This is a genomic window from Leifsonia sp. A12D58, assembly GCF_047530025.1.
In the GTDB taxonomy this organism is placed as follows: domain Bacteria; phylum Actinomycetota; class Actinomycetes; order Actinomycetales; family Microbacteriaceae; genus Cryobacterium.
Genome location: NZ_JBLJAT010000002.1, coordinates 107,300 through 130,327, shown reverse-complemented (window position 1 = coordinate 130,327; position 23,028 = coordinate 107,300). Strand labels below are relative to the sequence as shown.

22 protein-coding genes are annotated in these 23,028 nt (G+C 63.7%); 12 read left to right on the top strand and 10 right to left on the bottom strand.

All coding sequences use genetic code 11. The annotated features are described in order from the left end of the window. Positions 1-320: 320 nt before the first annotated feature. Positions 321-977 carry a TetR/AcrR family transcriptional regulator gene (locus ACMT3I_RS06470; RefSeq protein WP_414803648.1) on the top strand — a complete coding sequence of 219 codons (657 nt, stop codon included), beginning with the start codon at positions 321-323 and terminating at the stop codon, positions 975-977. Between the two features lie 10 nt (positions 978-987). On the opposite strand, the gene ACMT3I_RS06465 is transcribed toward ACMT3I_RS06470, so the two are convergent. Further along, positions 988-1,659, bottom strand: coding sequence for a GAP family protein (locus tag ACMT3I_RS06465; RefSeq protein ID WP_414803647.1), 672 nt, complete (start codon positions 1,657-1,659; stop codon positions 988-990). Positions 1,660-1,661: 2 nt separating this feature from the next. Further along, positions 1,662-3,317, bottom strand: coding sequence for a SulP family inorganic anion transporter (locus ACMT3I_RS06460; protein ID WP_414803646.1), 1,656 nt, complete (start codon positions 3,315-3,317; stop codon positions 1,662-1,664). Between the two features lie 125 nt (positions 3,318-3,442). Here ACMT3I_RS06460 and ACMT3I_RS06455 point away from each other — a divergent pair, with 125 nt between their 5' ends. The 11 genes from ACMT3I_RS06455 to ACMT3I_RS06405 all read left to right on the top strand — a co-directional run bounded on the left by ACMT3I_RS06455 (position 3,443) and on the right by ACMT3I_RS06405 (position 13,695). Next, positions 3,443-5,806 carry an arylsulfatase gene (locus ACMT3I_RS06455; RefSeq protein ID WP_414803645.1) on the top strand — a complete coding sequence of 788 codons (2,364 nt, stop codon included), beginning with the start codon at positions 3,443-3,445 and terminating at the stop codon, positions 5,804-5,806. Positions 5,807-5,841: 35 nt separating this feature from the next. Then, entirely contained in the window at positions 5,842-7,458 is a 1,617-nt protein-coding gene (locus ACMT3I_RS06450; protein ID WP_414803644.1) for a SulP family inorganic anion transporter, read from the top strand. 145 nt (positions 7,459-7,603) lie between these two features. After that, positions 7,604-8,029: a DUF6325 family protein gene (locus ACMT3I_RS06445; protein WP_414803643.1), complete on the top strand. Its 426-nt coding sequence runs from the start codon at positions 7,604-7,606 to the stop codon at positions 8,027-8,029. A 19-nt stretch (positions 8,030-8,048) separates the two neighbouring features. Further along, a complete protein-coding gene (locus ACMT3I_RS06440) occupies positions 8,049-8,384 on the top strand; it encodes an SHOCT domain-containing protein (protein ID WP_414803642.1) in 336 nt (111 codons plus the stop codon). Between the two features lie 272 nt (positions 8,385-8,656). After that, the gene (locus ACMT3I_RS06435) at positions 8,657-9,163 is read left to right on the top strand and encodes a sigma-70 family RNA polymerase sigma factor (protein ID WP_414803641.1); all 507 of its coding nucleotides are present in this window, start codon (positions 8,657-8,659) and stop codon (positions 9,161-9,163) included. Next, on the top strand, positions 9,160-9,921 hold the full coding sequence (locus ACMT3I_RS06430) for a hypothetical protein (protein ID WP_414803640.1): 762 nt from the start codon (positions 9,160-9,162) through the stop codon (positions 9,919-9,921). Before ACMT3I_RS06435 ends, ACMT3I_RS06430 begins: the two co-directional genes overlap by 4 nt. Positions 9,922-10,023: 102 nt before the next feature. Beyond that, positions 10,024-10,548, top strand: coding sequence for a hypothetical protein (locus ACMT3I_RS06425; RefSeq protein WP_414803639.1), 525 nt, complete (start codon positions 10,024-10,026; stop codon positions 10,546-10,548). Positions 10,549-10,766: 218 nt separating this feature from the next. Beyond that, positions 10,767-11,594, top strand: a complete 828-nt coding sequence (locus ACMT3I_RS06420) for a DUF4397 domain-containing protein (protein WP_414803638.1) — start codon at positions 10,767-10,769, stop codon at positions 11,592-11,594. Positions 11,595-11,716: 122 nt separating this feature from the next. Then, entirely contained in the window at positions 11,717-12,262 is a 546-nt protein-coding gene (locus ACMT3I_RS06415) for a class F sortase (RefSeq protein ID WP_414803637.1), read from the top strand. A gap of 109 nt (positions 12,263-12,371) precedes the next feature. Beyond that, positions 12,372-12,920 (top strand): RNA polymerase sigma factor, encoded by a 549-nt coding sequence (locus ACMT3I_RS06410; protein ID WP_414803636.1) that lies wholly within the window; start codon positions 12,372-12,374, stop codon positions 12,918-12,920. Then, positions 12,904-13,695, top strand: coding sequence for an anti-sigma factor (locus ACMT3I_RS06405; RefSeq protein ID WP_414803635.1), 792 nt, complete (start codon positions 12,904-12,906; stop codon positions 13,693-13,695). The genes ACMT3I_RS06410 and ACMT3I_RS06405 overlap by 17 nt, the downstream gene beginning before the upstream one ends. A gap of 8 nt (positions 13,696-13,703) precedes the next feature. On the opposite strand, the gene ACMT3I_RS06400 is transcribed toward ACMT3I_RS06405, so the two are convergent. The 8 genes from ACMT3I_RS06400 to kdpF all read right to left on the bottom strand — a co-directional run bounded on the left by ACMT3I_RS06400 (position 13,704) and on the right by kdpF (position 22,862). Continuing rightward, positions 13,704-14,471, bottom strand: coding sequence for a metal-dependent hydrolase (locus ACMT3I_RS06400; protein ID WP_414803634.1), 768 nt, complete (start codon positions 14,469-14,471; stop codon positions 13,704-13,706). Between the two features lie 129 nt (positions 14,472-14,600). Further along, a complete protein-coding gene (locus tag ACMT3I_RS06395) occupies positions 14,601-14,993 on the bottom strand; it encodes a hypothetical protein (RefSeq protein ID WP_414803633.1) in 393 nt (130 codons plus the stop codon). Between the two features lie 77 nt (positions 14,994-15,070). Beyond that, the gene (locus tag ACMT3I_RS06390; protein ID WP_414803632.1) at positions 15,071-15,772 is read right to left on the bottom strand and encodes a response regulator; all 702 of its coding nucleotides are present in this window, start codon (positions 15,770-15,772) and stop codon (positions 15,071-15,073) included. Continuing rightward, entirely contained in the window at positions 15,769-18,270 is a 2,502-nt protein-coding gene (locus tag ACMT3I_RS06385; protein WP_414803631.1) for a DUF4118 domain-containing protein, read from the bottom strand. The genes ACMT3I_RS06390 and ACMT3I_RS06385 overlap by 4 nt, the downstream gene beginning before the upstream one ends. Before the next feature lie 3 nt (positions 18,271-18,273). Then, positions 18,274-18,885, bottom strand: a complete 612-nt coding sequence (gene kdpC / locus ACMT3I_RS06380) for a potassium-transporting ATPase subunit KdpC (RefSeq protein WP_414803630.1) — start codon at positions 18,883-18,885, stop codon at positions 18,274-18,276. Between the two features lie 49 nt (positions 18,886-18,934). Continuing rightward, entirely contained in the window at positions 18,935-21,094 is a 2,160-nt protein-coding gene (gene kdpB, locus ACMT3I_RS06375; RefSeq protein ID WP_414803629.1) for a potassium-transporting ATPase subunit KdpB, read from the bottom strand. Positions 21,095-21,099: 5 nt separating this feature from the next. After that, positions 21,100-22,773 carry a potassium-transporting ATPase subunit KdpA gene (kdpA, locus tag ACMT3I_RS06370; RefSeq protein ID WP_414803628.1) on the bottom strand — a complete coding sequence of 558 codons (1,674 nt, stop codon included), beginning with the start codon at positions 22,771-22,773 and terminating at the stop codon, positions 21,100-21,102. After that, on the bottom strand, positions 22,773-22,862 hold the full coding sequence (gene kdpF / locus ACMT3I_RS06365; RefSeq protein ID WP_414803627.1) for a K(+)-transporting ATPase subunit F: 90 nt from the start codon (positions 22,860-22,862) through the stop codon (positions 22,773-22,775). The genes kdpA and kdpF overlap by 1 nt, the downstream gene beginning before the upstream one ends. Between the last annotated feature and the right edge of the window lie 166 nt (positions 22,863-23,028).

Sequence of the window (23,028 nt, the reverse complement as noted above, 5' to 3'; positions counted from 1 at the left end):
GAGAATCGGGGGATGTCTGGTGCTTACGCCGACCGGGTGGCAGCGGCGTGAAAGGTGGGAAAGCTCGGAACGGGCACGTCGGCCAGAAGTTCGTACGTAACGTCGATCGTGGGCAACGGATGCTCCTTTGCATGGGGATGCGAGAGTCGAATCATTGACGTCGTCGCGCGCGATTGCTCGTGCATCCACACTATTCATTTGTGATCCGGAGTGTCAACAGACGATACTGAGGTTCAAGCGGAGTGCGAGTGCCCACCCGCCGGAGTCAGAGCGAGGAATTTATGAGATCGAGCGAGACGCCCCCCGAGCCGCCACAGAGCATGGAGATCGCTCTGAAACTGCTGGCACGCAATGGCTACGAGTCGACGACCGTTGATGAGCTGGCCGACGCCGCCCAGATCAGTCGCAGCACATTCTTTCGGCGGTTCGGGTCGAAGGACGACATCGTCTTCGCTGACCACGACTTTCTCATCGAGCGACTGCAAACGCAGCTCACCGACTTTCTCGGCGATCCGCTGAACGCCGTGCAGGAGGGCACGCGCCAGGTACTCGACTACCACCTCAGGCGCCCAGAGACCTCTCGGCTGCGGCACGAGCTGCTGCAGCAGAACCCGGTGCTCCGTGACCGCGAGCTGATCACGTCGTACCGCTACGAGCGCAGCATCGCCGATTTCCTTCGAGCCGCCCTGCCCGCTGCGCCGGAGTGGGCAACCCTCGCCTTCGCCTCGAGCGTGGTGTCGACGCACAACTTTGAGTTGCGTGGCTGGCTTCGCGATCCGTCGACGGATGCCGCGAGCGCGCTGGCCACGGAGCTGAAGCAGCTCGTCGAGCTGTTCCGGCCATTGCTGAAGCAGGATGCGACGACAGAGCTTCCTACTCCGGCCCGCCAGGTGATAGTGGCACTCGTGCAGTCGGGGGAGACACCGGCCCAGGCGCTCAGAAGCATCGCCCGCGACCTGGAGTCCGCAGAGGCTTAGTACGCGAGGCCTAGAAGTTGCCGATGCCCTTGCCGATCAGAACCACGCCGAGCAGGAGCAACAGCACGCTCATGATGACCGCGTTCTCCCGCGTCATCCAGGTGCGCATTGCGTCGAGCGGGCCCGCCATTCTGGCGGAAGCGACGAGGTAGGCGATAACGGGAACCAGCACAGATGCCCCAGCGATCACGGTGAAGACGATGATCACGACGGTGACCTGCCCGGCAGGGAGCCCACTTGCCCCGATGATGAGGCCGGCACCGATGCTCAGCAGCAGGTTCTTCGGATTGACAGCGGCCAGCAGAAAACCGAGACCCACGCCTTTTGCCGCGGTCATGGAATCGATCGCCTTCATCCACCCGGGGAGTTTCGGTTCGTCATCCCCGCGTGGCCGCCCGCGCCACTGCCTGAGTGCGAGCAGCAGGAGCAGGATACCCAGGATGATCTTGATCGTGCCAGCCACTGGTTTCGAATCGTCCGCCCCTGGTTCGGGGAGCAGCGACGAGATCAGCGTGAAGAGTGTCACGGCGAACGCAATGCCCAGGATCCAGCCCACCATGAAACCGATGCTCGTAGCCCGCGCCCGCGGTGAGAGCAGCATCAGGATTGCCGCGATGATCGGGATCGGGCTGATCAGGATGCCGAGGGCCAGGCTCAGCACATCTCCGATAGTGGATCCCATGACTATTCCTCTCTCGTTGTCGTGCCGAGCGAGGCAACCGCTGCGCGGTTCGTCTCGAACACGTGTTCATCGCCCAGGACTCCCAGTGCGAGCAGGCGTTCCTTCAAATTGGGGCGCATCCGGCTAAAGCTCACCCCGATGTTTCGGGCACTGAGCCACTCCTTGAGGGTGGTGAAGCTCTCTGCGCCGGTGACATCGACATCCGTGATGGCCTCCATGTCAATGACGATATGCCGGACCGAGTCATCGTGAACCGCAGTCACCGCTTTCTTCACCGCAGAGGCGAAGACCGGCCCGTTCGCGAAGAACAAGGGTGCGGCCAGGCGGATCACGATGATCCCCGGTGCCGTCAGTGTGCCGCGTGGGGCCTCGACCAGTAGTGAATCGCCGGGATTGTCGTTGGACGTTAGAACGTCGATCGCCGGATTGGCCGCGCGCTTGGCGAGGTTGATCAGTGCCAGGACGAAAGCCACCACGATGCCGGGTATTGAGCCGATGAACAGCGTGGTGAGGAAGCAGACGACGCCGATGAGGAACTCGAACCTGTCGAGGCGCCACAGCTGGCGGAATTCGGCGATGCCAAGCAACGGAATCACGGCGACCGCGACGATCGCCCCGATGGCAGGAGAGGGGATGTCTTCAAGGAGCGCTGTACCGAAGAGAAGAAGCAGCAGGGTGCCGACGGCCGTGATGATGCTCGGCAACTGGGTGCGCGAGCCCGCCTGGTCCATCGCCGCTGTGCGGGACGTAGACGATCCAACGGCGAATCCGCCTGTCGCTCCAGAGGCGATGTTGCCGAGGCCGAAGGCGAACAGGTCGCGGTTCGGGCTTGTGCTGTAACTGTTCTTGTCTCCGTAGCTGCGTGAGACCAGCAGCCCCTCAGCAGTGGTGACCAGGGTGAGCGCAATGGCGGACGGAATGAGTGCGAGCCACATCGACCAGTCGAGGATTGGCCAGGTGAGGGTGGGAGGTCCTGCATCGACGGGTCCGAGCACGGCTACCCCTGCACTCTCGAGGCCAGCAGTGACAACAACGATCGTGGCGACTACGAGCACCACGAGTGCCCACGGTACTGCCCTGGCCACTCGCCTGCCGACGAGAAGGATGACGATGGCCACAGCCGAAATCAGGACCGACCACAGGTTCAGAGTGTCGAGGCCTCCAAAGAGTCCGCCGACCTTGTCGATGAACTCTCCGCCCGAGTCGATCTTCACGCCCAACATCTTGGCGACCTGGCTGACCAGGATGTCGAGCGCGAGACCGCCGACGAAGCCGATCAGGATTGGCCGTGACAGAAAGTTCGCCAGGAAGCCCAGTTTGAAATAGGCGCAGGCCACGAAGAGCACCCCGCTGATGATCGCCTGTGCACAGGCCAGCGTCAGATAATCGTGGCTGCCGGCCACTGCGAGTCCGCCGATCGACGAAGCCACCAGTGCTGCGGCAGCGGCATCCGGTGAAGCGACGAGCTGGCGGGACGAAACGGTGAGCGCATAGACGACTGTCGGCAGGATCAACGCATAGAGCCCGGCTGTCGGCGGCAGGCCGGCAATCTGTGAGTAGCCGATGTTCAACGGGATGGCGATGGCGAGCAGAGTGACACCGGCGGCTGTCTCCCGCAGGAGATTGTGCCGGGTGAGTCCGATGAGAGGTCGCTGCACGATTTCCCCTTTTTCCCAGACCATAGCGATTAACGCGCCGAGGGGAAAGCCCTTGTCGGTGTGGGCAGGGCGCGCGCATGATACGTGCACGACTGTAAAAAGACCGCCCAGGGAGGCTCGCAGACATGACACAGGCAGACGATGATATCCAGCGCACGGCATTGCCGATTCCCGATCTGGCATACACAGGAACCGTGACGTACGACGCCTCAGACCCCGACACGGCGTATCCACCTATTCGTCGACTTAACCCGCCGGCGGGCGCGCCGAACGTGCTGATTGTCTTGATCGACGACGCCGGGTTCGGTTCATCGAGTGCATTTGGCGGCCCCGTGCAGACGCCGAACTTCGAGAGGGTCGCCGCCCAGGGACTCAAGTACACCAGGTTCCACACCACGGCTCTCTGTTCACCGACGAGGGCGGCGCTGCTCTCTGGCCGCAATCATCACACGGTGGGCATGGGCGGGATCACCGAGATCGCCACCAGTGCGCCTGGATACAACTCCCTGCGTCCCAACAGCTGTGCTCCGCTTGCTGAGACGCTGAAGCTCAACGGCTACAACACTGCCCAGTTCGGCAAATGCCACGAGGTGCCGGTCTGGGAGACCAGCGCTGTCGGACCGTTCGATCATTGGCCGCACCCTGGCGGCGGATTCGAGTATTTCTATGGTTTCCTCGGCGGTGAGACCAACCAGTGGTACCCGGCGATTTACGAGAACACGTCTCCGCAGGAGCCGTGGGGAACTCCGGAAGAGGGCTACCACTTCATGGCCGATATGACCGACAAGGCGATCAACTGGACCAGGCAACAGAAGTCGCTTGCGCCGGACAAGCCCTTCTTCACCTATTTCGCCCCTGGTGCCACGCACGCTCCCCACCATGTTCCCCAGGAGTGGGCAGCGAAGTACAAGGGCCAGTTCGACCAGGGCTGGGATGCGGTGCGCGACGAGACGTTCGCTCGTCAGAAGCAACTGGGCGTCATTCCAGCGGATGCCGTCCTCACCGAGCGCAGCGCCGGAATCCCCGCGTGGAGCGAGATGAGTGACGCCATAAAGCCCGTCCTTGCCCGTCAAATGGAGGTCTACGCGGGGTTCCTCGCCTACGCGGACCACCACGTGGGGCGCCTCCTCGACGCCATCGAGGATTTGGGGATTCTTGACGACACTCTGGTCTACGTGATCATCGGCGACAACGGCGCGAGCGCAGAAGGCACCATGGAGGGCACGACCAACGAGGGATTCGTGCTGAACCACATGGAGCCCCTGGAGACCGAAGAGTTCCGGATCGAGCACATCGATGACATCGGCACTCCCAAGTCCTACAACCACTACGCCATCGGCTGGGCGCATGCGATGGACACCCCTTACCAGTGGACCAAGCAGGTCGCCAGCCACTGGGGCGGTACCCGCAACGGCACAATTGTGAGCTGGCCGAAGGGCATCACAGCCAGGGGAGAGATCCGCAGCCAGTTCAGCCATGTGATCGATGTGGCCCCCACTGTGCTGCAGGCAGCAGGCATCCCTGAGCCCAGCACGGTGAACGGCGTCACCCAGCGCCCCTATGAAGGCACCGCGATGAATTACTCGTTCAACGACACAGACGCGGCAGAGGCGCACGAGACGCAATACTTCGAGATGTTGGGCAATCGGGCGATCTACCACAAGGGCTGGACTGCTGTCGCCAAGCACAAGGATCCGTGGCTGGCGTCGAGCCACGGTCTTGACGACGATGTCTGGGAACTCTACAACGTTGAGGCCGACTGGACCCAGTCCCACGACCTGGCAAGCCAGGAGCCGGAGCGGCTCGCCCATCTCCAGCGACTGTTCCTGATCCAGGCGGCCCGCTTCAATGTGTTGCCGATGGACATCCGCTCTGCTGAACGACTGAACGATGAGCTGGCTGGCCGACCGGCACTGATCAACCGCCCCACCCAGATCTTCTATCCGGGGATGCGCCGACTGGGTGAGAATTCGGTGATCAACGTCAAGAACAAGTCGTACACGATCACCGCTCTTGTCGAGGTTCCAGACGATGGGGTCAACGGCGTGATCCTGGCGCAGGGCGGGGCGTTTGGCGGCTGGAGCTTCTATGCCACAGACAGCACGCTCAAGTTCGCGTACAACGTGCTCGGTATCCAGGAGTTCCTCATCGGTGCAGACAGCGTGGTTCCCGCAGGTTCCCATGAGGTGCAGGCCCACTTCGCGTATGACGGCAACGGCCTCGGGAAGGGCGGGACTATCACGCTGTCCGTTGACGGCGAGAAGCTGGGAGAGGGCCGGATCGACCGCACAATGCCATTCCAGTTCTCGTTCGATGAGACGGTTGACCTGGGTATCGACCTGGCTTCTCCGGTGTCATCTGACTACCAGCCGACGGGCAATGCCTTCACCGGGAGCATCGCGTGGGCGCGGATCGACCTCGGAGACGATGACCAGAGCCATCTCATCGATGACGAGCACCGCCTGGCGGCAGCGATGTTGCGGCAATAGTGCAGTCGCCGGAGAGAACCAGGTCAGGGACCGGCATGGTGACGAGGACAACGCCACGGCGGCTGGCCTGGTTCTTTCCCACACTCGCGGGCTACCAGCGCAGCTGGATCCGGCCTGACATCCTCGCGGGCATCTCGGCCGGGGCCGTGATCATCCCGCAGGGCATGGCGTATGCCACAATCGCGAATCTCCCTGTGCAGGTTGGTCTGTACACCTGCATGGTTCCGATGCTGGTGTACGCGATGCTTGGCGGCTCCCGCGCGATGAGCGTGTCGACAACCTCGACAATCGCCACGCTCACAGCGACAACACTGGTGACCGGAGGCATAGCCGCCAGCTCGGATGACCCGGCGAGGGCAGTGACGACACTCACGTTGCTCGTGGGCCTCATCCTGGTACTGGCACGCATCTTGAAACTTGGCTCCCTGGTGGAGAACATCAGCAGGGCGACGATAGTCGGCATCCAGATCGGTGTGGGGGCAACTGTCGCCATTGGACAACTGCCGAAGATGCTGGGTGTCGACAGCAATTTCAGCGGGCACGGTTTCATTCGCTCTGTCATCGCCCTGATCGAGGCGCTGCCCGGTATCAACCTGGCCACGACAGCACTCTCCGTCGGCTCTGTGCTCGTGCTGGTCTTCGCGAAACGAATGGCGCCCAGGCTGCCTGCCCAGCTCATTGTCGTGATTGTCGGCATTCTCCTGGTTGCGTTCGCCGGGATCACGACGGCCGGGGTGGCGCTGATCGACCCCGTGCCGACGGGGCTCCCGCTGCCTGCATTGCCGTCGCTCGAGCGGATCACCGGCCTGATCCCCGGAGCGCTCGCCATTTCGATCATGGCCTTCCTGGAGACGGCGGCGGTTGCCCGGGGGATCCGCGAGGCCGGTGACACCCAGATCGATAGCAACCAGGAGCTGCTGGCCAGCGGGGCAGCCAGCCTGGCCGGCGCATTCTTCCAGACACTCCCCGCCGCCGGCGGATTCTCCCAGAGCGCCGTGAACAGGGCTGCGGGGGCAAAGTCACAGCTCGCCACGCTCGTGACGGTGGCCCTGGCGGTTCTTGTCGCGCTGTTCCTCGGCAGGGTCCTCAGCTTGCTGCCCCAGGCCACGCTCGCTGCAATGGTGTTCATCGCTGTCGTCGGCCTCATCGACATCGGAGCACTCGTGCGGTATGCCCGAATCAGCCGACCCGAATTCTGGATTGCCACCGTCACGGCTGTCATGGGATTGACAGTCGGCCTGCTTGCCGCGGTTGCCGTGGGCGTCGCCACCACATTTGCGCTTGTCCTGCACGAGTTGAACCGGGTGCGAGTAGTCGTGGGGGAGCGGCGCGGGTCCACGCTCGCAATCGTGATCGAGGGATCGGTGTACACGGCCAACGTGCTGGAGAACGAGCAGGCCGTGCTGGCTCTCGTCGACGCCGAAGATGGTGTCAGCAGGGTCGTGCTCGACCTCTCGCACATGATGGCAACATCACTGATGGTGATCGATGCGCTCGAAGACCTTGACCGCGAGCTGGCAGAGCGCGGCATCACACTCGTCGTCGCTGCGCTGCCCGACGCGGCGACGGCGATGGCGTCAAAGACGGAATGGTTCAGCACACTGCGAGCAGACGGACGGGTCTTTGCGTCGGTTGCAGAGGCGCTCAGATAACCAGTCCGGCTTATAGCGACCGAACGCAACAAAATCGATGTGCGACGTCGTCGTGTCAATCACCATCCCCGTTGTCTTCCACCGGGTGTACTGTGCGAAAAAATCGCCTGATCAGGCGAGTTCACAACGTGGATGGATGGCTGCGATGACTGATTTTGAATACGGGCCTGTCGAGATGATCCTCGCCGGCTTCGATGGCGACGAACCGAACCCGGGAGTGATGGGGGCGATCGCCGACCTGGTTGAAGCGGGCACCGTGCGTCTGCTCGACCTGGTGTACATCTCGCGGTCCGATGAAGGAGAGCTCGCCTACATCGAAGTAGAAGATGCACCGGATTCGTTCGGAATCGGCCAGATCGATCTTGGCGCGAGCGGCATGGCCGGCGCAGACGACATGCGCGAGTTCGGCGATGCACTACCGCCAGGCACCTCGGCACTTCTGCTTGTCGTCGAACTGACCTGGGCGAAGAGCCTCGCGTCACGACTGGCAGAGGCGGGCGGATACATCGTCGATGCCAAGCGCATTCCTGCACCAATCGTCAACGAAGCAATGACCCTCGCTGAGAGCTGAGAAGGAAAAGGATCACATCATGCCAATGTTTAGAAGGGCAGGCCGCCCAGGCCTCGTCGGAATGGCCGCCCGCACAGCCGTTGTCGCCGGGACAGCAACCGCGGTCGCCGGCGGAGTGAGTCGCCACCAGCAGAACAAAGCCAACGAAAGCGCAGAGGCCGCGCAGTACGAGCAGCAGCAAGCGCAGCAACAGGCCCAGGCAGCGCAACAGCAGGCCCCCACGCAGCAAACCGCTGCCCCGTCCGACGACGGTGGCAACGTTGTCGCAGAGCTGGAACGGCTCGCAGCGCTCCACCAGCAGGGTGTGCTCAACGACCAGGAATTTGCGGCGGCAAAGCAAAAACTTCTGGGTTGATTTCGAGAGCAAACCGGTGCTCCGAGTCGGTGCCGGGTGAGTGCCTGAGTCATCGCGTGGAGTGACATCCACGCGGTGTGCCTCGGGTCCGGCGGAGAACGATTGGTTCTCCGCCGGATTCTGCGTTGCGGGGCCAGAGTGCTCCATAACCGTCCACTGCCGTTGAACTAACCAGCCCTCCGCCTCGTGCTTACTGTTGAATGGGTCGCTCGAGCGGGTCTGCCGCGCGCGTTGGCCTCTGACAAGAGCATGAGCATGAGCAGGAGGCCGGTATGCCTGATGACGAAGCCGCCCTGCTCCGCACGCTCTATGACGAGCACGCCGGCGCATTGTGGCGCTATGTCGTTCACCTGACCGGAGACCGAGCCTGGGCAGAGGACATCGTGCAGGAGACACTGCTTCGCGCGTGGCGAAAGCCCAGTGTGCTCGATCAAAGCGAGGCATCAGCTCGCGCCTGGCTGTTCACTGTGGCCAGGCACTTGGTCGTCGATGGCAAGCGGAGCGCGCAGAATCGGCACGAATTCGGTACTGACAGCCTGCCCGAGCCAGGCGTCACCGACGAGACCGATCGAATCCTCGATGCCTGGCTGGTAGCGGATGCGCTGGCCTCGCTGTCGATCGAACACCGCGCGGTACTCGTGCACGCCTACTACGGCGGGCGCTCAGTCGCAGAGATCGCTCACGAACTCGATATTCCGGCTGGCACAGTGAAGTCGCGGATGCATTACGGATTGCGCGCCCTGCGCCTTGCCATGCAAGAAAAGGGGGTGACCCGATGACGACACCTGGACCCGACCACGAGCGCTACGCGGAGTGGGACGCGGCATATGTGCTGGGCGCACTCTCCCCAGCTGAACGGCGCGAGTTCGAGACTCATCGTGCCGAGTGCGCGGTATGCACGGCATCGGTCCTAGAGCTGGCTGCAATGCCCGGCCTGATGTCTGCCCTGCCCGCCCCAGACGCGTTTGACGCGTTGGCCGTCGACGCAGAGACCGCGGCCGGGATTCCGTCAACGGTGTTGGGCGGATTGACGCAGCGGGTGTACCGATTGCGTCGGCGGAGGCGCCGAATGACGACAATCGTCGTCGGAGCATTGGCTGCAGCGGCGACCATGGGCATCGTGCTCCCGATCACACTCGATGCTGGCCCACCGACCGCTGTACCCACCCAGTCGACAACATCGACAGTGCAGCCGGCAGCAACACCGCGTGTCGCCATCGCGCTGAGCCCGGTGACGCCGAGCCCGCTCAGCGCAACGGTGAGCCTGGCGGCGGCTTCCTGGGGCACCCTGATCGACATGACCTGCACGTACGGCACGGCGGGCGAAGCGCGAGGAGCATATGCGACCACCGGTCGGTACGCCCTCTACGTGACAGATGCGGCCGGCACCACCACACAGGTCTCCAGCTGGAGCGCCGCTCCGGGAAGCACGGTGACGACCACCGGTTCGATCGAGACCCCGATCTCCGGCATCCGGAGCGTTGAGCTGCGGTCGCTGGAGAACCACTCGGTATTGCTGGCTCACACCCTCGGCTGATCGCCGAATTGCTTGCCTGTCGGCTTGCCTGGCGGTTGAACCGGATGCGCTGGGGTCTCGTGCTCTCCATAACGGAATGAGAAATGAAGTGAGGTACCAATCGTGCGTAAGAAACTCATTGTGTCGATCGCCATCGCTGCCAGCGCGCTCTTCGGACTGGCCGGCTGTATGGGAAGCGGTTCTGGTGGATACGGTGCGGGAAGCCCATCATCAAGCTCGACGGCTCCCTCGACAGTTGCTCCCGCCGGCGCCACAGCGCTCGCAACTGCTTCATCGTCTCTCGGCACTATCGTCGTCGACGGGTCCGGCCTGACCGCCTACGTGTTCGACAAGGACACCGCAGGGTCGGGGACGAGCGCGTGCACCGGTGACTGCCTGATTACCTGGCCACCCGTCACCACCTCATCGACCACGCCGACAGTCACCGGTGTGACAGGAAAGGTCGGCACCATCACGACGAGCGATGGTAAGAACCAGGTCACCCTTGATGGACTGCCGCTGTACTACTTCGTGAACGACACGGCGGCCGGCGATGTGAAGGGTCAGGGTGTGCAGGGAATCTGGTGGGTCGTCGCCCCAGACGGAACGAAGATCACCATGGCGGCTACTGGGTCCAGCGGCTACTGATTCGCGGCACTCCCGTTGCCACCGCAGGCGGAGTGACATCCGCGAGGTGTCGTGGATCCGGCGGAGAACAGACGTTCTCCGCCGGATTCTGCATACCGGCACCAGGAATCTCGATCGATCCAGAATCTTTTTCGTCAGAGTGCATCCAATCGACCTCTTTCGGCAGAAGTAGCAATAGACAGCACTTCTGCGCCTTCGGGCCTGACATGGAGGTAACTATGCGCAAGACCCTCACCGCCGGCATTGCAGTCGGCGCATTCATTGTTCTCGGAGCGGCCGCTCCGAGTTTCGCCGCTGACGGAGACGCTCAGCTCTCGGTTTTTCACGCAGTTCCGGGTGTCACTGTCGACGTCTACGTGAACAACGCCTTGACGCTCGACGACTTCACTCCAGGCTCGATGGCTGGTCCGCTTTCGCTCGCAGCGGGCACGTACACTGTCGCCATCACCGCGTCCGATGCGGCTGACGCCTCCAAGCCCGTCATCGGCCCGATCGACCTCACCCTCGAGGCCGGCAAGAACTACACCGCTGTCGCGGACCTCACGGCCGACGGCACACCGACGGCCACGCTCTTCACCAACGACACGTCGACGATCGCTGCCGGTGAAGGCCGCCTCACCGTTCGCCACGTTGCTGCGGCGCCCGCCGTGGACGTGCTGGCAGGCGGCACTCCCGTCATCACGGGACTGACCAACCCCAATGAGAAGGTTCTCGACCTTCCTGCCGGTGTCGTGTCGGCTTCCGTGGCGGCCGCGGGTACCACCGAGCCGCTGATCGGCCCGGCCGATGTCAACGTGGCAGAGGGCGTGAACACGATTGTCTACGCATGGGGAAGCCTGGCTGACAAGAACCTCGCGCTCGCTGTGCAGACGATCGACGGGATGAACTCCAACCCGGACAGCATCCCTGCCGGCTCTGCAGGCCTGGTGGCCACCAACAAGCCGTTCGACTCAGCAGGGCTGACGCTGGGGGCGTCTGTTCTGGCCCTGCTGGCTGCCGCCGTCATCGCCGTGGGGGCAACGACTCGCGCGAAGGCGCGACGCTGACCGGCATCGAACGGACTGTCGCGGTGAGGAGAGCACTCCTCCTCACCGCGGCAGTCGCCTGCCTGTGTGGAATGGCGGGGTGCGGGGCGGTCACACCAAAGCCCGATTCCACATCAGCGCCGATGACGTTCGAAGCGAGTCCGACCCCCGCACCGCGGCCCACGGCATCCGTGGAGGTTCCGATCACTGGCACCGGCCTGGACCAACAGGTGCCCCTGGCCGTGCCTCCGGTTCGAATCCAGATCCCGGCGATCGAGGTCGACATGACGGTGCAGCCAGAGGGGGCCACGGAGACCGGTGCGATGTCGCTTCCGAAGAACCCCGCAGACGCCGCCTGGTATCGCTACGGGTCGTGGCCGGGAGGGGCTGCGGGTGCAACAGTGATCGCCGCCCACGTGGATGCGCTCGACTATGACATCGGTCCGCTCTCGCGACTACCTGAAGCGACAGCAGGCACCGAGATTATCGTGACCGCAGCAGACGGACACGAGTACCACTACGTGGTGCAGGAAGAGGGCATGGTCAGTAAGCCCGATGTTCCCTGGGAGACGGTCTTCGATCGCACGGGGCCGGCGCGACTCACCATCGTCACCTGTGGTGGGCAATTCGATTACGATCGACGCACGTATCTCGACAACGTTGTCGTGACAGCGCTGCTGCAGCCCTGACGCTATGAGTATGCTGGACGACAATGTCGCACCACCCGACCCGTCGATGACTCGTCGACAGTCTCTTCATTCGTCGCGACCCAGGATCGAAAGGTCGCACACAGAGCTGATGGATCACGATGACGTCGACATCGCCGAGCGCTTCAGCGCCGGAGATGAGCGTGCGCTCGCCGATGCGTACGCGCGTTGGTCTGGAATCGTGCATTCTCTCGCCCGTCGAGCCCTCGGCATAGACGCCGATGCAGAAGACGTCACTCAACAGGTGTTCATCTCAGCGTGGCGCGGGCGCTCGACCTTCGATCCATCGAAGGGCCAGCTCGGTGCTTGGTTGATCGGCATCGCGCGCCGCCGCATCGCCGATGCGCTCGAGGCCCGAACGAAAGTGCGACGGATCGAGGAGAGCTGGGCGGCATCGTCCGGAGCGGATGAACGATCAGAACTGGTCGACATCGCCGAGCGCCTGATGATGGCGGACGAGCTCGAACGACTCGAACCGGTACCCAGGCGGGTCATGGCCCTTGCCTTCTACGGAGACATGACCCACTCAGAGATTGCCGACAGCACGGGAATTCCACTCGGAACGGTGAAGAGTCATATCAGGCGAAGTCTCGGCAGATTACGAACACGATTGGAGGTGGATGATGACGCATCTCGATGACGAGAGCATGGCACTTTTCGCAATGGGCGAGGCTGTTCCCGACGAGGAACAGAGGCAGCACATGGAGCACTGTGCGCGCTGTGATGCCGAACTGTCCTCCCTCAGTCGACTTGTCGGTGTGGGCCGGGCCTCCCGCGACGTCGAGGTGCTGCCGCCGCCCGCCAGCGTGTGGAATCGCATCCACGCCGAACTCGGACTGTCGGACGCTGTCGCCGAGGTTCCTGGCGAAGAAACCTCGGTCGCTCGTGTTCCTGCCGCGCCCGAGAAGCCAGCGCTGACGGTGGCTCCGGTCGTGGATTCGGCCGAGGAGCCTCGCGCGACGGTGACGCCGATTCGCCGCATACGAATGACGGTTACGCGCTGGTCGATGGTCGCCGCCGCTCTCGTGGTCGGCGTGGTGGCCGGAGCCGTCGGATCGTCGCTGCTCGCGCCGTCCAGCACGCAGACCGTGCTCGCAGCGGCCGTGCTCGAACCGTTCCCGAATTGGTCGGCCAGCGGATCGGCACGCGTGGAAGAGGACGCATCAGGCGCACGCGACGTCGTCGTGGAACTCTCCGCTCCTGGCGGTGGGCTTCGCGAGGTGTGGCTGATCGATCCGGAGACATCCGGCTTGGTGAGCATCGGCCTGCTCTCCGGTGCCAGCGGGACGTTCTCGATCCCGTCAAATATCGATCTGAGCCGGTACTCGGTTGTCGACGTGTCGGAGGAACCGGATGACGGAAATCCGGCCCACTCCGGCGACTCGATCGTGCGCGGCCAGTTGTCCGCGGTGTAGCGGTCGCCCTAGTGGAGCAGGCTGTAGATCGCTACGACCACTCCGGCAGCAGCGTAGAGCGCCAGCGGCACCATCACGAACCACTCCCGCCAAGAGCCGGTGTTTCCGAGGATCGGCAGTGCGAAATTGCCACCGCGTGACCACAGCGAATTGAGCACGGGAACGTTACCCAGTATCCGAGGCGCTTTCGGCTTCAACGGCCAGAGCAGCGGCAGCCCGCCCGTGGTCAGGAAGTCGCCGGCCAAATGCGTGATCCACCCCACGGCTATGCACAGCGGCAGCCACTCCCACTGGGTAGGCGCGAGCCAGCTCACCACGATTGAGACGACAGCCCCAAGAGTCCATGCCGTGCTCCACCGCTTGACAGCGTTCAGCACTTTGAGCGAAAAGGCCAGCAGCGCCGCGACAACGAACGCTGAGGCGACGCTCGCCGAACTGCCGTACACCGCCGTCGACCAACCGATGCGAGAGAGCCAGATCGCGCCGTAGAGTACGGCGAATGCGGCGAGCGCCGAGTGGGTGCCGTTGCGATGTCCACCGGTGACACGGGAGACGACTGACGTTGCAAGTCGTCCAACGCCAGGCAACGACTGCGCAATGGTGGCGCTGTGATGATCGGCGTCGGGAAGGAGCGCGGCCCCCGCGCACACCACCGCTCCCAGAGCGATGCCCACCGAACCCAGCGGATAGAGGGAGAGAGTTGGAAGAGATGCGGCGGTTGAGGTAATTGCGACCCAGGCCGCCGCCCCTGAAATCGCGTGGTGCGTGCCCATCATGGTGGTGCTTGTACTTTCTGCAATGGGAGAAGACGAAAGTTCAAGCTTCGCAGAGATGAGGGCCGGTCTCTGACCGTTACAGCGCCCGACCGGCACGACTCAAGGCAGGCGCAGTGGGCGGATGGTGCTTCAGACGGTCGAACTCGCCGAGCCGTTGCGGCTGAGTGTTGACTCCAGGGTTCTGAGTGCAGCGGTGACGGCGGCGTCCGTCGGTAACCGCTTGACCCTGATTCGCTCGACGAGGTTCATGTCGAGAAAAATTCCGGCGACGGTGCCGAGGTGACATTTGCGGATGGCGATCCACTCAGAGAACGGTAGCCGGGCGCAGCGGTCGCCGCCACGGCCGGCGACGGTCATCACGAGGCGTTCGAGGCCTCGCCAGTTGGGGCGTTCACCGTACGACTCAGGCACGACGAAGATGATCACGTACTCAGGGTCTGAGAACTGGAGCTGCGCCAGAATCGCCAATTGATCGGCTGAATACTCATCCGCCGGCTCCATCACTAGTCGCGCTAACTCCACTCCTGCACGATACGTGCGCGAGTGTAGAGGCGCCTGTGAGGTGCGTGGAAGGCGGCTCCACGCCGGCTCGACTCGGCCTAGGACCCCTCGGGCGCACCTGGACTGAAGCGATACCCCATGCCGGCTTCGGTGTGCAAGTAGCGGGGGCGCGACGGATCGGCTTCGAGTTTCTTACGAAGTTGTCCGAGGTAGAGCCGCAGATAGCCGCTGTCGCCGGTGTGATTGGGCCCCCACACCTCAGTGAGCAGCGTCTCACGGGTGACCAGCCGTCCCGGGTTGCGCAGCAGCGTCTCCAGGATGCGCCACTCGGTGGGAGTGAGCCTGACAGCTTCGGTTCTGTCGGCGATGGTCCGCATAACGCTCTTTGCCGACAGATCGACGGCCACATCACCCAGCATCACCACTGGTTCCTGATCGACGGGAACCACCCGACGGGTGAGCGCCCTGATGCGTGCCAGCAACTCATCAATCGAGAACGGCTTCGTCACGTAGTCGTCGGCGCCTGCATCGAGGGCCTCGACCTTGTCTGAAGCACCTGTTCTGCCTGACACCACGAGCACGGGTACCTGCGACCAGCCGCGCAGGCCTTCGATCACGGCGATGCCATCGAGGTTCGGCATGCCCAGGTCGAGCATCACGAGGTCTGGATGGTGTTCGATTGCCGCATCAAGGGCGCCCACGCCATCCGCTGCAGTGACGATCTCGTACCCCCTGGCGCCCAGGGTGATGCGCAGCGCTCGCAGCAGCTGCGGATCGTCATCGGCGATCAGGATTTTCATTCGGGGTTCCCGTTCTCGGTCGGTGCGGCGGCCGCCGGCAGGGAGACAACCATGGTGAGCCCGCCGCCTGGGGTGTCGTCGGCTTCGAGCGTACCGGCCATGCCCTCGACGAAGCCCTTCGACAGGGCGAGCCCGAGGCCGAGCCCGGTGAGGTTGTCGGTGTCGCCGAGGCGCTGGAACGGCACGAAGATCTCATCGCGTCGCTCGGCAGAGACACCGGGTCCGTGGTCAGAGATCCGAATCTGCACGGTACCGGCGAATTCGCTGACAGCCACCCGCACGCGCGTCTCCGCGGGGGAGAAGCGGGTGGCGTTGGCCAGCAGGTTGACCAGCACGCGTTGGAGCAGCCCGGCATCCGCTCGCACCGGGGAGACATCGGCCCCGAGATCGAACTCCACCTCTGCCGGGCCAAGGCCGAGTTCGTCGAGGGCAGGAAGGATGACCTCGGCAATGTCGACGTCATCGATCTTCACGGCAAGAGCACCAGCTTGCAGTCGGCTCACATCGAGCAGATTCGTGACGAGGGAGGCGAGCGAATCCAGGCTCTCCGCGGCGGTGGTGAGCAATTCGCTCCTGTCGCGGGCGCTCAGGACGACGTCATCGGCCCGCAGACCACTCACGGCGGCTGTCGCTGCGCTGAGTGGGCGGCGCAGGTCGTGTCCCACCGCGGCAAGGAGAGCGCTCCGCACCCTGTCGGCCTCTTCGAGCGGGCCGAGTTCCTCTGCGGTTTTGGCCAGATCTGAGTGCTCAAGCGCTGCATCGATCTGGGTGGCAAGGACGGCGAGCAGTCGGCGTTCTGAGGCAGCCAGGTCTGGCCCGTGCAGCTCGAGCACGGCGCGCTCTCCGACCGGCATCCTCGTCACGTGGGTATCATCGGCCGGCTCACCGTCGGTGTAGAGCACGGTGTCGCCGGCGAGCAAGCGCACGCCGCTTAGGCTGAAGGCTTCTCGTGTGCGGGTGATGAGCGCCTGCAGGGCATCCTGACCGCGCAGCACGCTGCCGGCGACAGTTGCCAGCAATTCGGACTCTGCGGCGGAGCGGCGAGCGCTCCTGGCTCGCCTGGCCGCCTGGTCGACGACATAGCTGACCAGGAGGGCGTTCAGCAGGTACAGGCCGAGTGCGAAGAGGTGGAGCGGCTCTGCAACGGTGATCGTGTACAGCGGCTGCACGAAGAAGTAGTCGAGAGTGAGCCCGGAGAGCAGCGCGGCGAACAGCGCGGGCCAGATGCCGCCGACCAGCGCGACGAGCACGACGAGCAGCTGATAGCTCAGTACGTCGGAGGTGATCGATTCCTCGCTCTGGAACAGCACGAGCACCCAGGTGGTGAGTGGCCCACCGATCAGGGCAAGGGCAAAGCCCAGGATGCGACGCTTTGCAGACAGGGCGCCCCCGAAGCGCGGAAGTAGGAACTTCCCCCCAGCCGCGGAGTGTGTGACGATGTGCACATCGATGTCGCCTGACTCACGGATGACCGAGGTGCCGATGCCGGGGCCGGTGAGCGCCGCAAGAAAACGGCTGCGGCGGCTGACACCGATCACGAGTTGTGTGGCGTTTGCTGCCTTGGCGAAGTCGACAAGGGAGCGGGGCACGTCGTCGCCGACGACCTGGTGGAAGGTGCCGCCGAGGGTCTCGACAAGTGCCCGTTGGGCGGCCAGTGCACCGGGATGCGGCGAGCGCAGCCCATCTTCGGTTGTCACGTGCACGGCGAGGAGTTCGCCACCAGACGAGCGCGCTGCGATGCGGGCGCCTCGGCGCAACAGCGTCTCGCCCTCTGGTCCACCGGTCAGGGCTACGACGACCCGTTCCCTGGCTTCCCACTTGTTGCTGATGCCGTGCTCGTGCCTGTACGCCTTCAGAGCACTGTCGACCTCATCGGCCAGCCAGAGAAGCGCGAGCTCCCGCAGGGCCGTGAGGTTACCGAGACGGAAGTAGTTCGAGAGTGCAGCGTCGATGCGTTCGGCCGGATAGACGTTGCCCTCTGCCAGTCGATCGCGCAGTGACTGCGGGGCCAGGTCGATGACCTCGATCTGGTCGGCTGCACGTAGCACGGCATCCGGAATCGTCTCTCGCTGCACAGCACCGGTTATCTGCTGCACCACGTCGTTGAGCGACTCGATGTGCTGGATGTTCACCGTCGAGATCACGTCGATGCCGGCAGCCAGGATCGTGTCGACGTCCTGCCAGCGTTTTTCGTTCTCGACTCCAGGGGCATTCGAATGCGCGAGTTCGTCGATGAGTGCGATCTGGGGGCGACGGGCGATGAGCGCGTCGACATCCAGTTCGGTCAGGACTGTACCTCGGTACTCAACGCTTTGGCGTGGCAGCGTCTCCAAGCCCTCAAGTACTGCCGCAGTGGCGCGGCGCCCGTGGGTTTCCACGAGCGCCACGACCACGTCTTTGCCTTCGTCACGCAGGCGGCGGCCTTCTTCGAGCATGGCGTATGTCTTGCCCACGCCCGGAGCCGCTCCGAGCAGTACCCGAAGGCGACCGCGTTTCATGCGTTAGTGATCCATCTCTGCAAGTGCGATGTTCAGCCGAAGAACGTTCACCGTCGGCTCACCGAGGTAGCCCAGGTCTCGCCCCTGAATCTTAGACTCGACCAGAGCGTGAACAGTGCTTTCGGGCAGGGAACGGGCTGCGGCGATCCGCGGCACCTGGAGCAACGCATATGCCGGAGAGATGTGCGGATCGAGGCCGGAGGACGATGCCGTCAGCGCATCGGCGGGGATCGCGTCTGCACTCACCCCGTCTGCGGCTTCAATGGCCAGCTTGCGCTCGGCGATCGCCGTGAGCAGGTCGGCATTCTCCGGACCCCAGTTGGAGCCGCTCGATGCCGCAGCGTCGTAGCCGTCGCCGGCTGCCGATGGCCGCGGTTGGAACCACTCTGGCAGTGGCACGCCGTCTGCGTCAGAGAACGACTGCCCGATGAGTGCCGACCCGACGGTGGTGGCACCGGATGTCACGGGCGAGCCATTGGCCTGCCAGGGCAGGGCGAGCTGCCCGATGCCGGTGATGGCCAGCGGGTAGAGCACACCGAGGATGATAGTAAGTACCACCATCGCCCGGAGTGCGACCCAGTAGTGGCGTACTGATGCACGCGATGTTGTGGTCATGAGTGATTCTTTCCGTCTCGAGTCTGAAGTGAAGTCATCGGTCTCTCGCTCACATTCCGGGGATCAGGCTGACGACGAGGTCGATGAGCTTGATGCCGACGAAGGGAGCGATGACGCCACCGAGACCGTAGATCAGCAGGTTGCGGCTGAGGATGCGCGAGGCTGCGACCGGTCGGTACGACACGCCCTTCAGCGCGAGCGGGATCAAGACGACGATGATGAGTGCGTTGAAGATCACCGCCGAAAGGATGGCTGATGACGGTGAGTGCAGCTGCATCACGTTCAGCAGGCCGAGCCCTGGGTACACAGCCGCGAACATCGCCGGGATGATCGCGAAGTACTTGGCTACGTCATTGGCGATCGAGAACGTGGTGAGCGCTCCGCGGGTGATCAGCAACTGCTTGCCGATTCGCACGATGTCGATGAGCTTCGTCGGGTCAGAGTCGAGGTCGACCATGTTGCCGGCCTCTTTGGCTGCCGAAGTACCGGTGTTCATCGCCACGCCGACATCCGCCTGCGCAAGCGCCGGAGCGTCGTTCGTGCCGTCACCGGTCATGGCGACGAGATTGCCGCCTGCCTGTTCCCGTTTGATGAGCGCGAGCTTGTCTTCAGGGGTGGCCTCAGCCAGGAAGTCATCGACGCCGGCTTCCGCCGCGATCGCCTTGGCCGTCAGTGGGTTGTCACCGGTGACCATGACTGTGCGGATGCCCATCGCCCGCAGCTCGGCAAAGCGCTCCGCGATGCCTTCCTTGACGATGTCCTTGAGGTAGACGACGCCCAGTATTCGGGCTTCACCGAGGTGAGAGGTGGCCGCGACGACAAGCGGGGTGCCGCCGGCCTTCGAGATCACCTCGACACGCGCATCCAGCTCGGCAAGATCCGCCGCGGAGAGGGTATCGGTCTCCCTGACCCAGGCAATGATCGCCGATCCGGCACCCTTGCGCACCTGACTGCCGTCAGGATCGTTGATACCGCTCATGCGGGTCTGTGCGGTGAACGGCACGACCTCGGAGCGACGGGTGTCAGCTTCGGTGAACAAGAAGCCGAACCCGGTGGCCAGATCGACGATCGATTTGCCTTCAGGGGTGGGGTCGGCCAGGGATGCCCTGGCTGCAGCGGTGATCAGTTCGGGCATTGCAACGCCGGGCATCGGAGTGAACTCGGCTGCACGGCGGTTGCCGTACGTGATGGTGCCCGTCTTGTCGAGCAACAGGGTGGTCACGTCACCCGCCGCCTCGACTGCACGGCCGGAGAGGGCTAGCACATTGCGCTGCACCAGCCGGTCCATGCCGGCGATGCCAATGGCCGACAACAGGGCGCCGATCGTCGTCGGGATCAGGCAGACGAGCAGGGCGACACGTACCGGAACGCTGACGGCCGCATCCACATACCCGGCGATGGGGTTGAGCGTGAGAGCGACGACGACGAACACGATCGACAAACTTGCCAGCAGGATATTCAGGGCGATCTCGTTGGGTGTCTTCTGGCGGGACGCGCCTTCGACCAGGGCGATCATCCGATCGACGAACGTCTCACCTGGCTTGCTGGTGATGCGTACAACGATCCGGTCGGAGAGTACCCGGGTGCCACCGGTGACGGCACTGCGGTCTCCGCCAGACTCACGGATGACGGGGGCTGACTCTCCGGTGATCGCCGACTCGTCGACGGATGCGATTCCCCAGACGATGTCTCCGTCACCGGGGATCAGCTCACCGGCCACAACGACGACGACATCATCACGAGTCAGTTCGGCCGAGGAGACGCTGTCGAACTGTGCTCGCGCTGCACCGGCATCCGCTGTGGCGTCGTAGTTGGACACCCGGGTTGCCAGGGTGCTCGTGCGAGTCTTGCGCAGGCTGTCGGCCTGCGCTTTGCCCCGACCCTCTGCGATTGCCTCAGCAAAGTTAGCGAAGAGCACGGTGAGCCACAGCCAGATCGAGATCGCCCAGGTGAACGCAATGGATTCACCTGGGCCGATGAATGGCCCCGCGAGCGCCAGCACAGTGGTGAGCGCAGCGCCAATCTCGACGATGAACATGACGGGAGTGCGCCACATCCGTCGCGGGTCGAGCTTGACGAATGCACCGGTGATGGCAGGAAGCAGCTGATCGGAGCTGAAGGATCCCCGGCGACGCGTGCCGGTGGAGCCCGTCTCGGACTCCGGCGAGTGATGTCCCGGTTTCAGGTCGGGAGTTGTGAGTGTTGGCATGGCGGTTACTGCAGCCCTTCTGCAAGAGGTCCGAGCGTGAGCACGGGAAAGTAGGTGAGCGCTGTGATGATGACGGTGACGCCGACCAGGAGCCCGATGAACTGCGGGCGGTGAGTCGGCAGCGTGCCGGCCGTCGACGGGGTCGCGCCCTGAGCCGCAAGGGTTCCGGCCAGAGCCAGCACGAACACGATCGGCACGAATCGGCCGAGCAGCATGGTCACGCCGAGTGCGGTATTCAGCCACGGGGTGTTTGCGGTGAGGCCGGCGAAGGCCGAACCGTTGTTGTTCGCTGCCGACGTGAAGGCGTACAGCACCTCGGACAGGCCGTGGTTGCCTGCGTTCCAAATCGACGTGTTCTGCACGTCGTCCTTGATGCCTGGAATGGCGAAGCTCAGCGCTGTGCCGGCCAGGACAAGCGTCGGCACCACGAGGATGTAGAGGCTGGCGAGCTTGATCTCCTTCGGGCCGATCTTCTTGCCCAGGTATTCCGGGGTGCGCCCGACGAGGAGGCCGGCGATGAACACCGCGATGATGGCGAGCATCAGCATCCCGTAGAGGCCAGAGCCGACACCACCGGGAGCAACCTCACCGAGCATCATGTTGAGCATGGGAAGCATTCCGCCGACTGCGGTGAACGAGTCGTGCATCGAGTTGACTGCACCGGTCGAGGTGAGCGTGCTTGTCGTAGCGAACAGCGTCGAGCCGGCGATACCGAACCTGGTCTCCTTGCCTTCCATCGCTGCACCCGCTGCTGAGGGCGCGTTGCCGGTGGCAAACGTCTCGAGCAGGGTGAGTGCGGTGAGGGAGATCACGAAGATTGATGCCATCGCAGCGAGGATCGCGTAACCCTGCTTCTTGTCGCCGACCATGGTGCCGAAGGTGCGCGGCAAGCTGAACGGGATGACGAGCATCAAAACGATCTCGAACAGGTTGGTCCAGGCTGTCGGGTTCTCGAACGGATGCGACGAGTTGGCGTTAAAGAAGCCACCACCGTTGGTACCGAGCAGCTTGATCACCTCCTGGGAGGCGACGGGGCCACCTGGAATGCTCTGGGTTGCGCCGCTCAGGGTGTCGACAGTGCTGAATCCGTTGAAGTTCTGGATGACTCCGCCGGCGATGAGTATGACTGCACCGATGATCGACAGGGGAAGCAGCAGACGGAACACGCCACGGGTCAGGTCAACCCAGAAGTTACCGATCGTGCCGGAGTTGCGGCGGGCGAACCCGCGAACCAGGGCGACGGCCACAGCGATACCGACGGCTGCCGAGACGAAGTTCTGCACGGCAAGACCGAGGATCTGCACCGAGTAGCCCAGCGTCGTGTCAGGGGAGTATGACTGCCAGTTGGTGTTGGTCACGAATGACGCCGCCGTGTTGAAGGACAGACCCTCTGGTACAGCAGGGAACCCGAGTGAGTACGGCAGGATGGCCTGCGCTCGCTGCAGGAGGTAGACCATCAGCACACCGACGACGGAGAACGCGAGAACCCCGCGCAGGTAGGCCTGCCAGGTCTGCTCCCGGTTGGCATCCACCCCGATGAGCCGGTACAGGCCGCGCTCGAACTTCAGGTGTCTGGGGGACGTGTAGATGTGTGCCATGTAGTCGCCCAGGGGACGATAGACCAGTGCCAGGATCAGCACCAGAGTCGCGGCTTGAGCGACAACTGCCCATGCGCTCATCAGAATCGCTCAGGCTTCACGAGGGCATACACGAGGTACGCGACAGCGGCGACACCGAGAACTGCAGCCAGGATGTTGAAGAAGATCACAGCTTCAGCACCCCCTTGGCCACCAGGGCGACGAGTGCAAAGACGGCGATCACGCCGAGCACATAGACAATATCGAGCACAGATAACTCCAGCCGCTTCAGAACGCAGGCGCCGGTCGGCGCGCGTGCACCACCGAGGGTGCAGAAAACGATTAGATACCCGCGTC

Bases quoted from the DNA above. Each gene is read 5' to 3' on its own strand.
- ACMT3I_RS06470 (WP_414803648.1), top strand. From the start codon at position 321: ATGGAGATCGCTCTGAAACTGCTGGCACGCAATGGCTACGAGTCGACG.
- ACMT3I_RS06465 (WP_414803647.1), bottom strand. From the start codon at position 1,659: ATGGGATCCACTATCGGAGATGTGCTGAGCCTGGCCCTCGGCATCCTG.
- ACMT3I_RS06455 (WP_414803645.1), top strand. From the start codon at position 3,443: ATGACACAGGCAGACGATGATATCCAGCGCACGGCATTGCCGATTCCC.
- ACMT3I_RS06450 (WP_414803644.1), top strand. From the start codon at position 5,842: ATGGTGACGAGGACAACGCCACGGCGGCTGGCCTGGTTCTTTCCCACA.
- ACMT3I_RS06445 (WP_414803643.1), top strand. From the start codon at position 7,604: ATGACTGATTTTGAATACGGGCCTGTCGAGATGATCCTCGCCGGCTTC.
- ACMT3I_RS06440 (WP_414803642.1), top strand. From the start codon at position 8,049: ATGCCAATGTTTAGAAGGGCAGGCCGCCCAGGCCTCGTCGGAATGGCC.
- ACMT3I_RS06435 (WP_414803641.1), top strand. From the start codon at position 8,657: ATGCCTGATGACGAAGCCGCCCTGCTCCGCACGCTCTATGACGAGCAC.
- ACMT3I_RS06430 (WP_414803640.1), top strand. From the start codon at position 9,160: ATGACGACACCTGGACCCGACCACGAGCGCTACGCGGAGTGGGACGCG.
- ACMT3I_RS06420 (WP_414803638.1), top strand. From the start codon at position 10,767: ATGCGCAAGACCCTCACCGCCGGCATTGCAGTCGGCGCATTCATTGTT.
- ACMT3I_RS06415 (WP_414803637.1), top strand. From the start codon at position 11,717: ATGACGTTCGAAGCGAGTCCGACCCCCGCACCGCGGCCCACGGCATCC.
- ACMT3I_RS06410 (WP_414803636.1), top strand. From the start codon at position 12,372: ATGGATCACGATGACGTCGACATCGCCGAGCGCTTCAGCGCCGGAGAT.
- ACMT3I_RS06405 (WP_414803635.1), top strand. From the start codon at position 12,904: ATGACGCATCTCGATGACGAGAGCATGGCACTTTTCGCAATGGGCGAG.
- ACMT3I_RS06400 (WP_414803634.1), bottom strand. From the start codon at position 14,471: ATGATGGGCACGCACCACGCGATTTCAGGGGCGGCGGCCTGGGTCGCA.
- ACMT3I_RS06390 (WP_414803632.1), bottom strand. From the start codon at position 15,772: ATGAAAATCCTGATCGCCGATGACGATCCGCAGCTGCTGCGAGCGCTG.
- ACMT3I_RS06385 (WP_414803631.1), bottom strand. From the start codon at position 18,270: ATGAAACGCGGTCGCCTTCGGGTACTGCTCGGAGCGGCTCCGGGCGTG.
- kdpC (WP_414803630.1), bottom strand. From the start codon at position 18,885: ATGACCACAACATCGCGTGCATCAGTACGCCACTACTGGGTCGCACTC.
- kdpB (WP_414803629.1), bottom strand. From the start codon at position 21,094: ATGCCAACACTCACAACTCCCGACCTGAAACCGGGACATCACTCGCCG.
- kdpA (WP_414803628.1), bottom strand. From the start codon at position 22,773: ATGAGCGCATGGGCAGTTGTCGCTCAAGCCGCGACTCTGGTGCTGATC.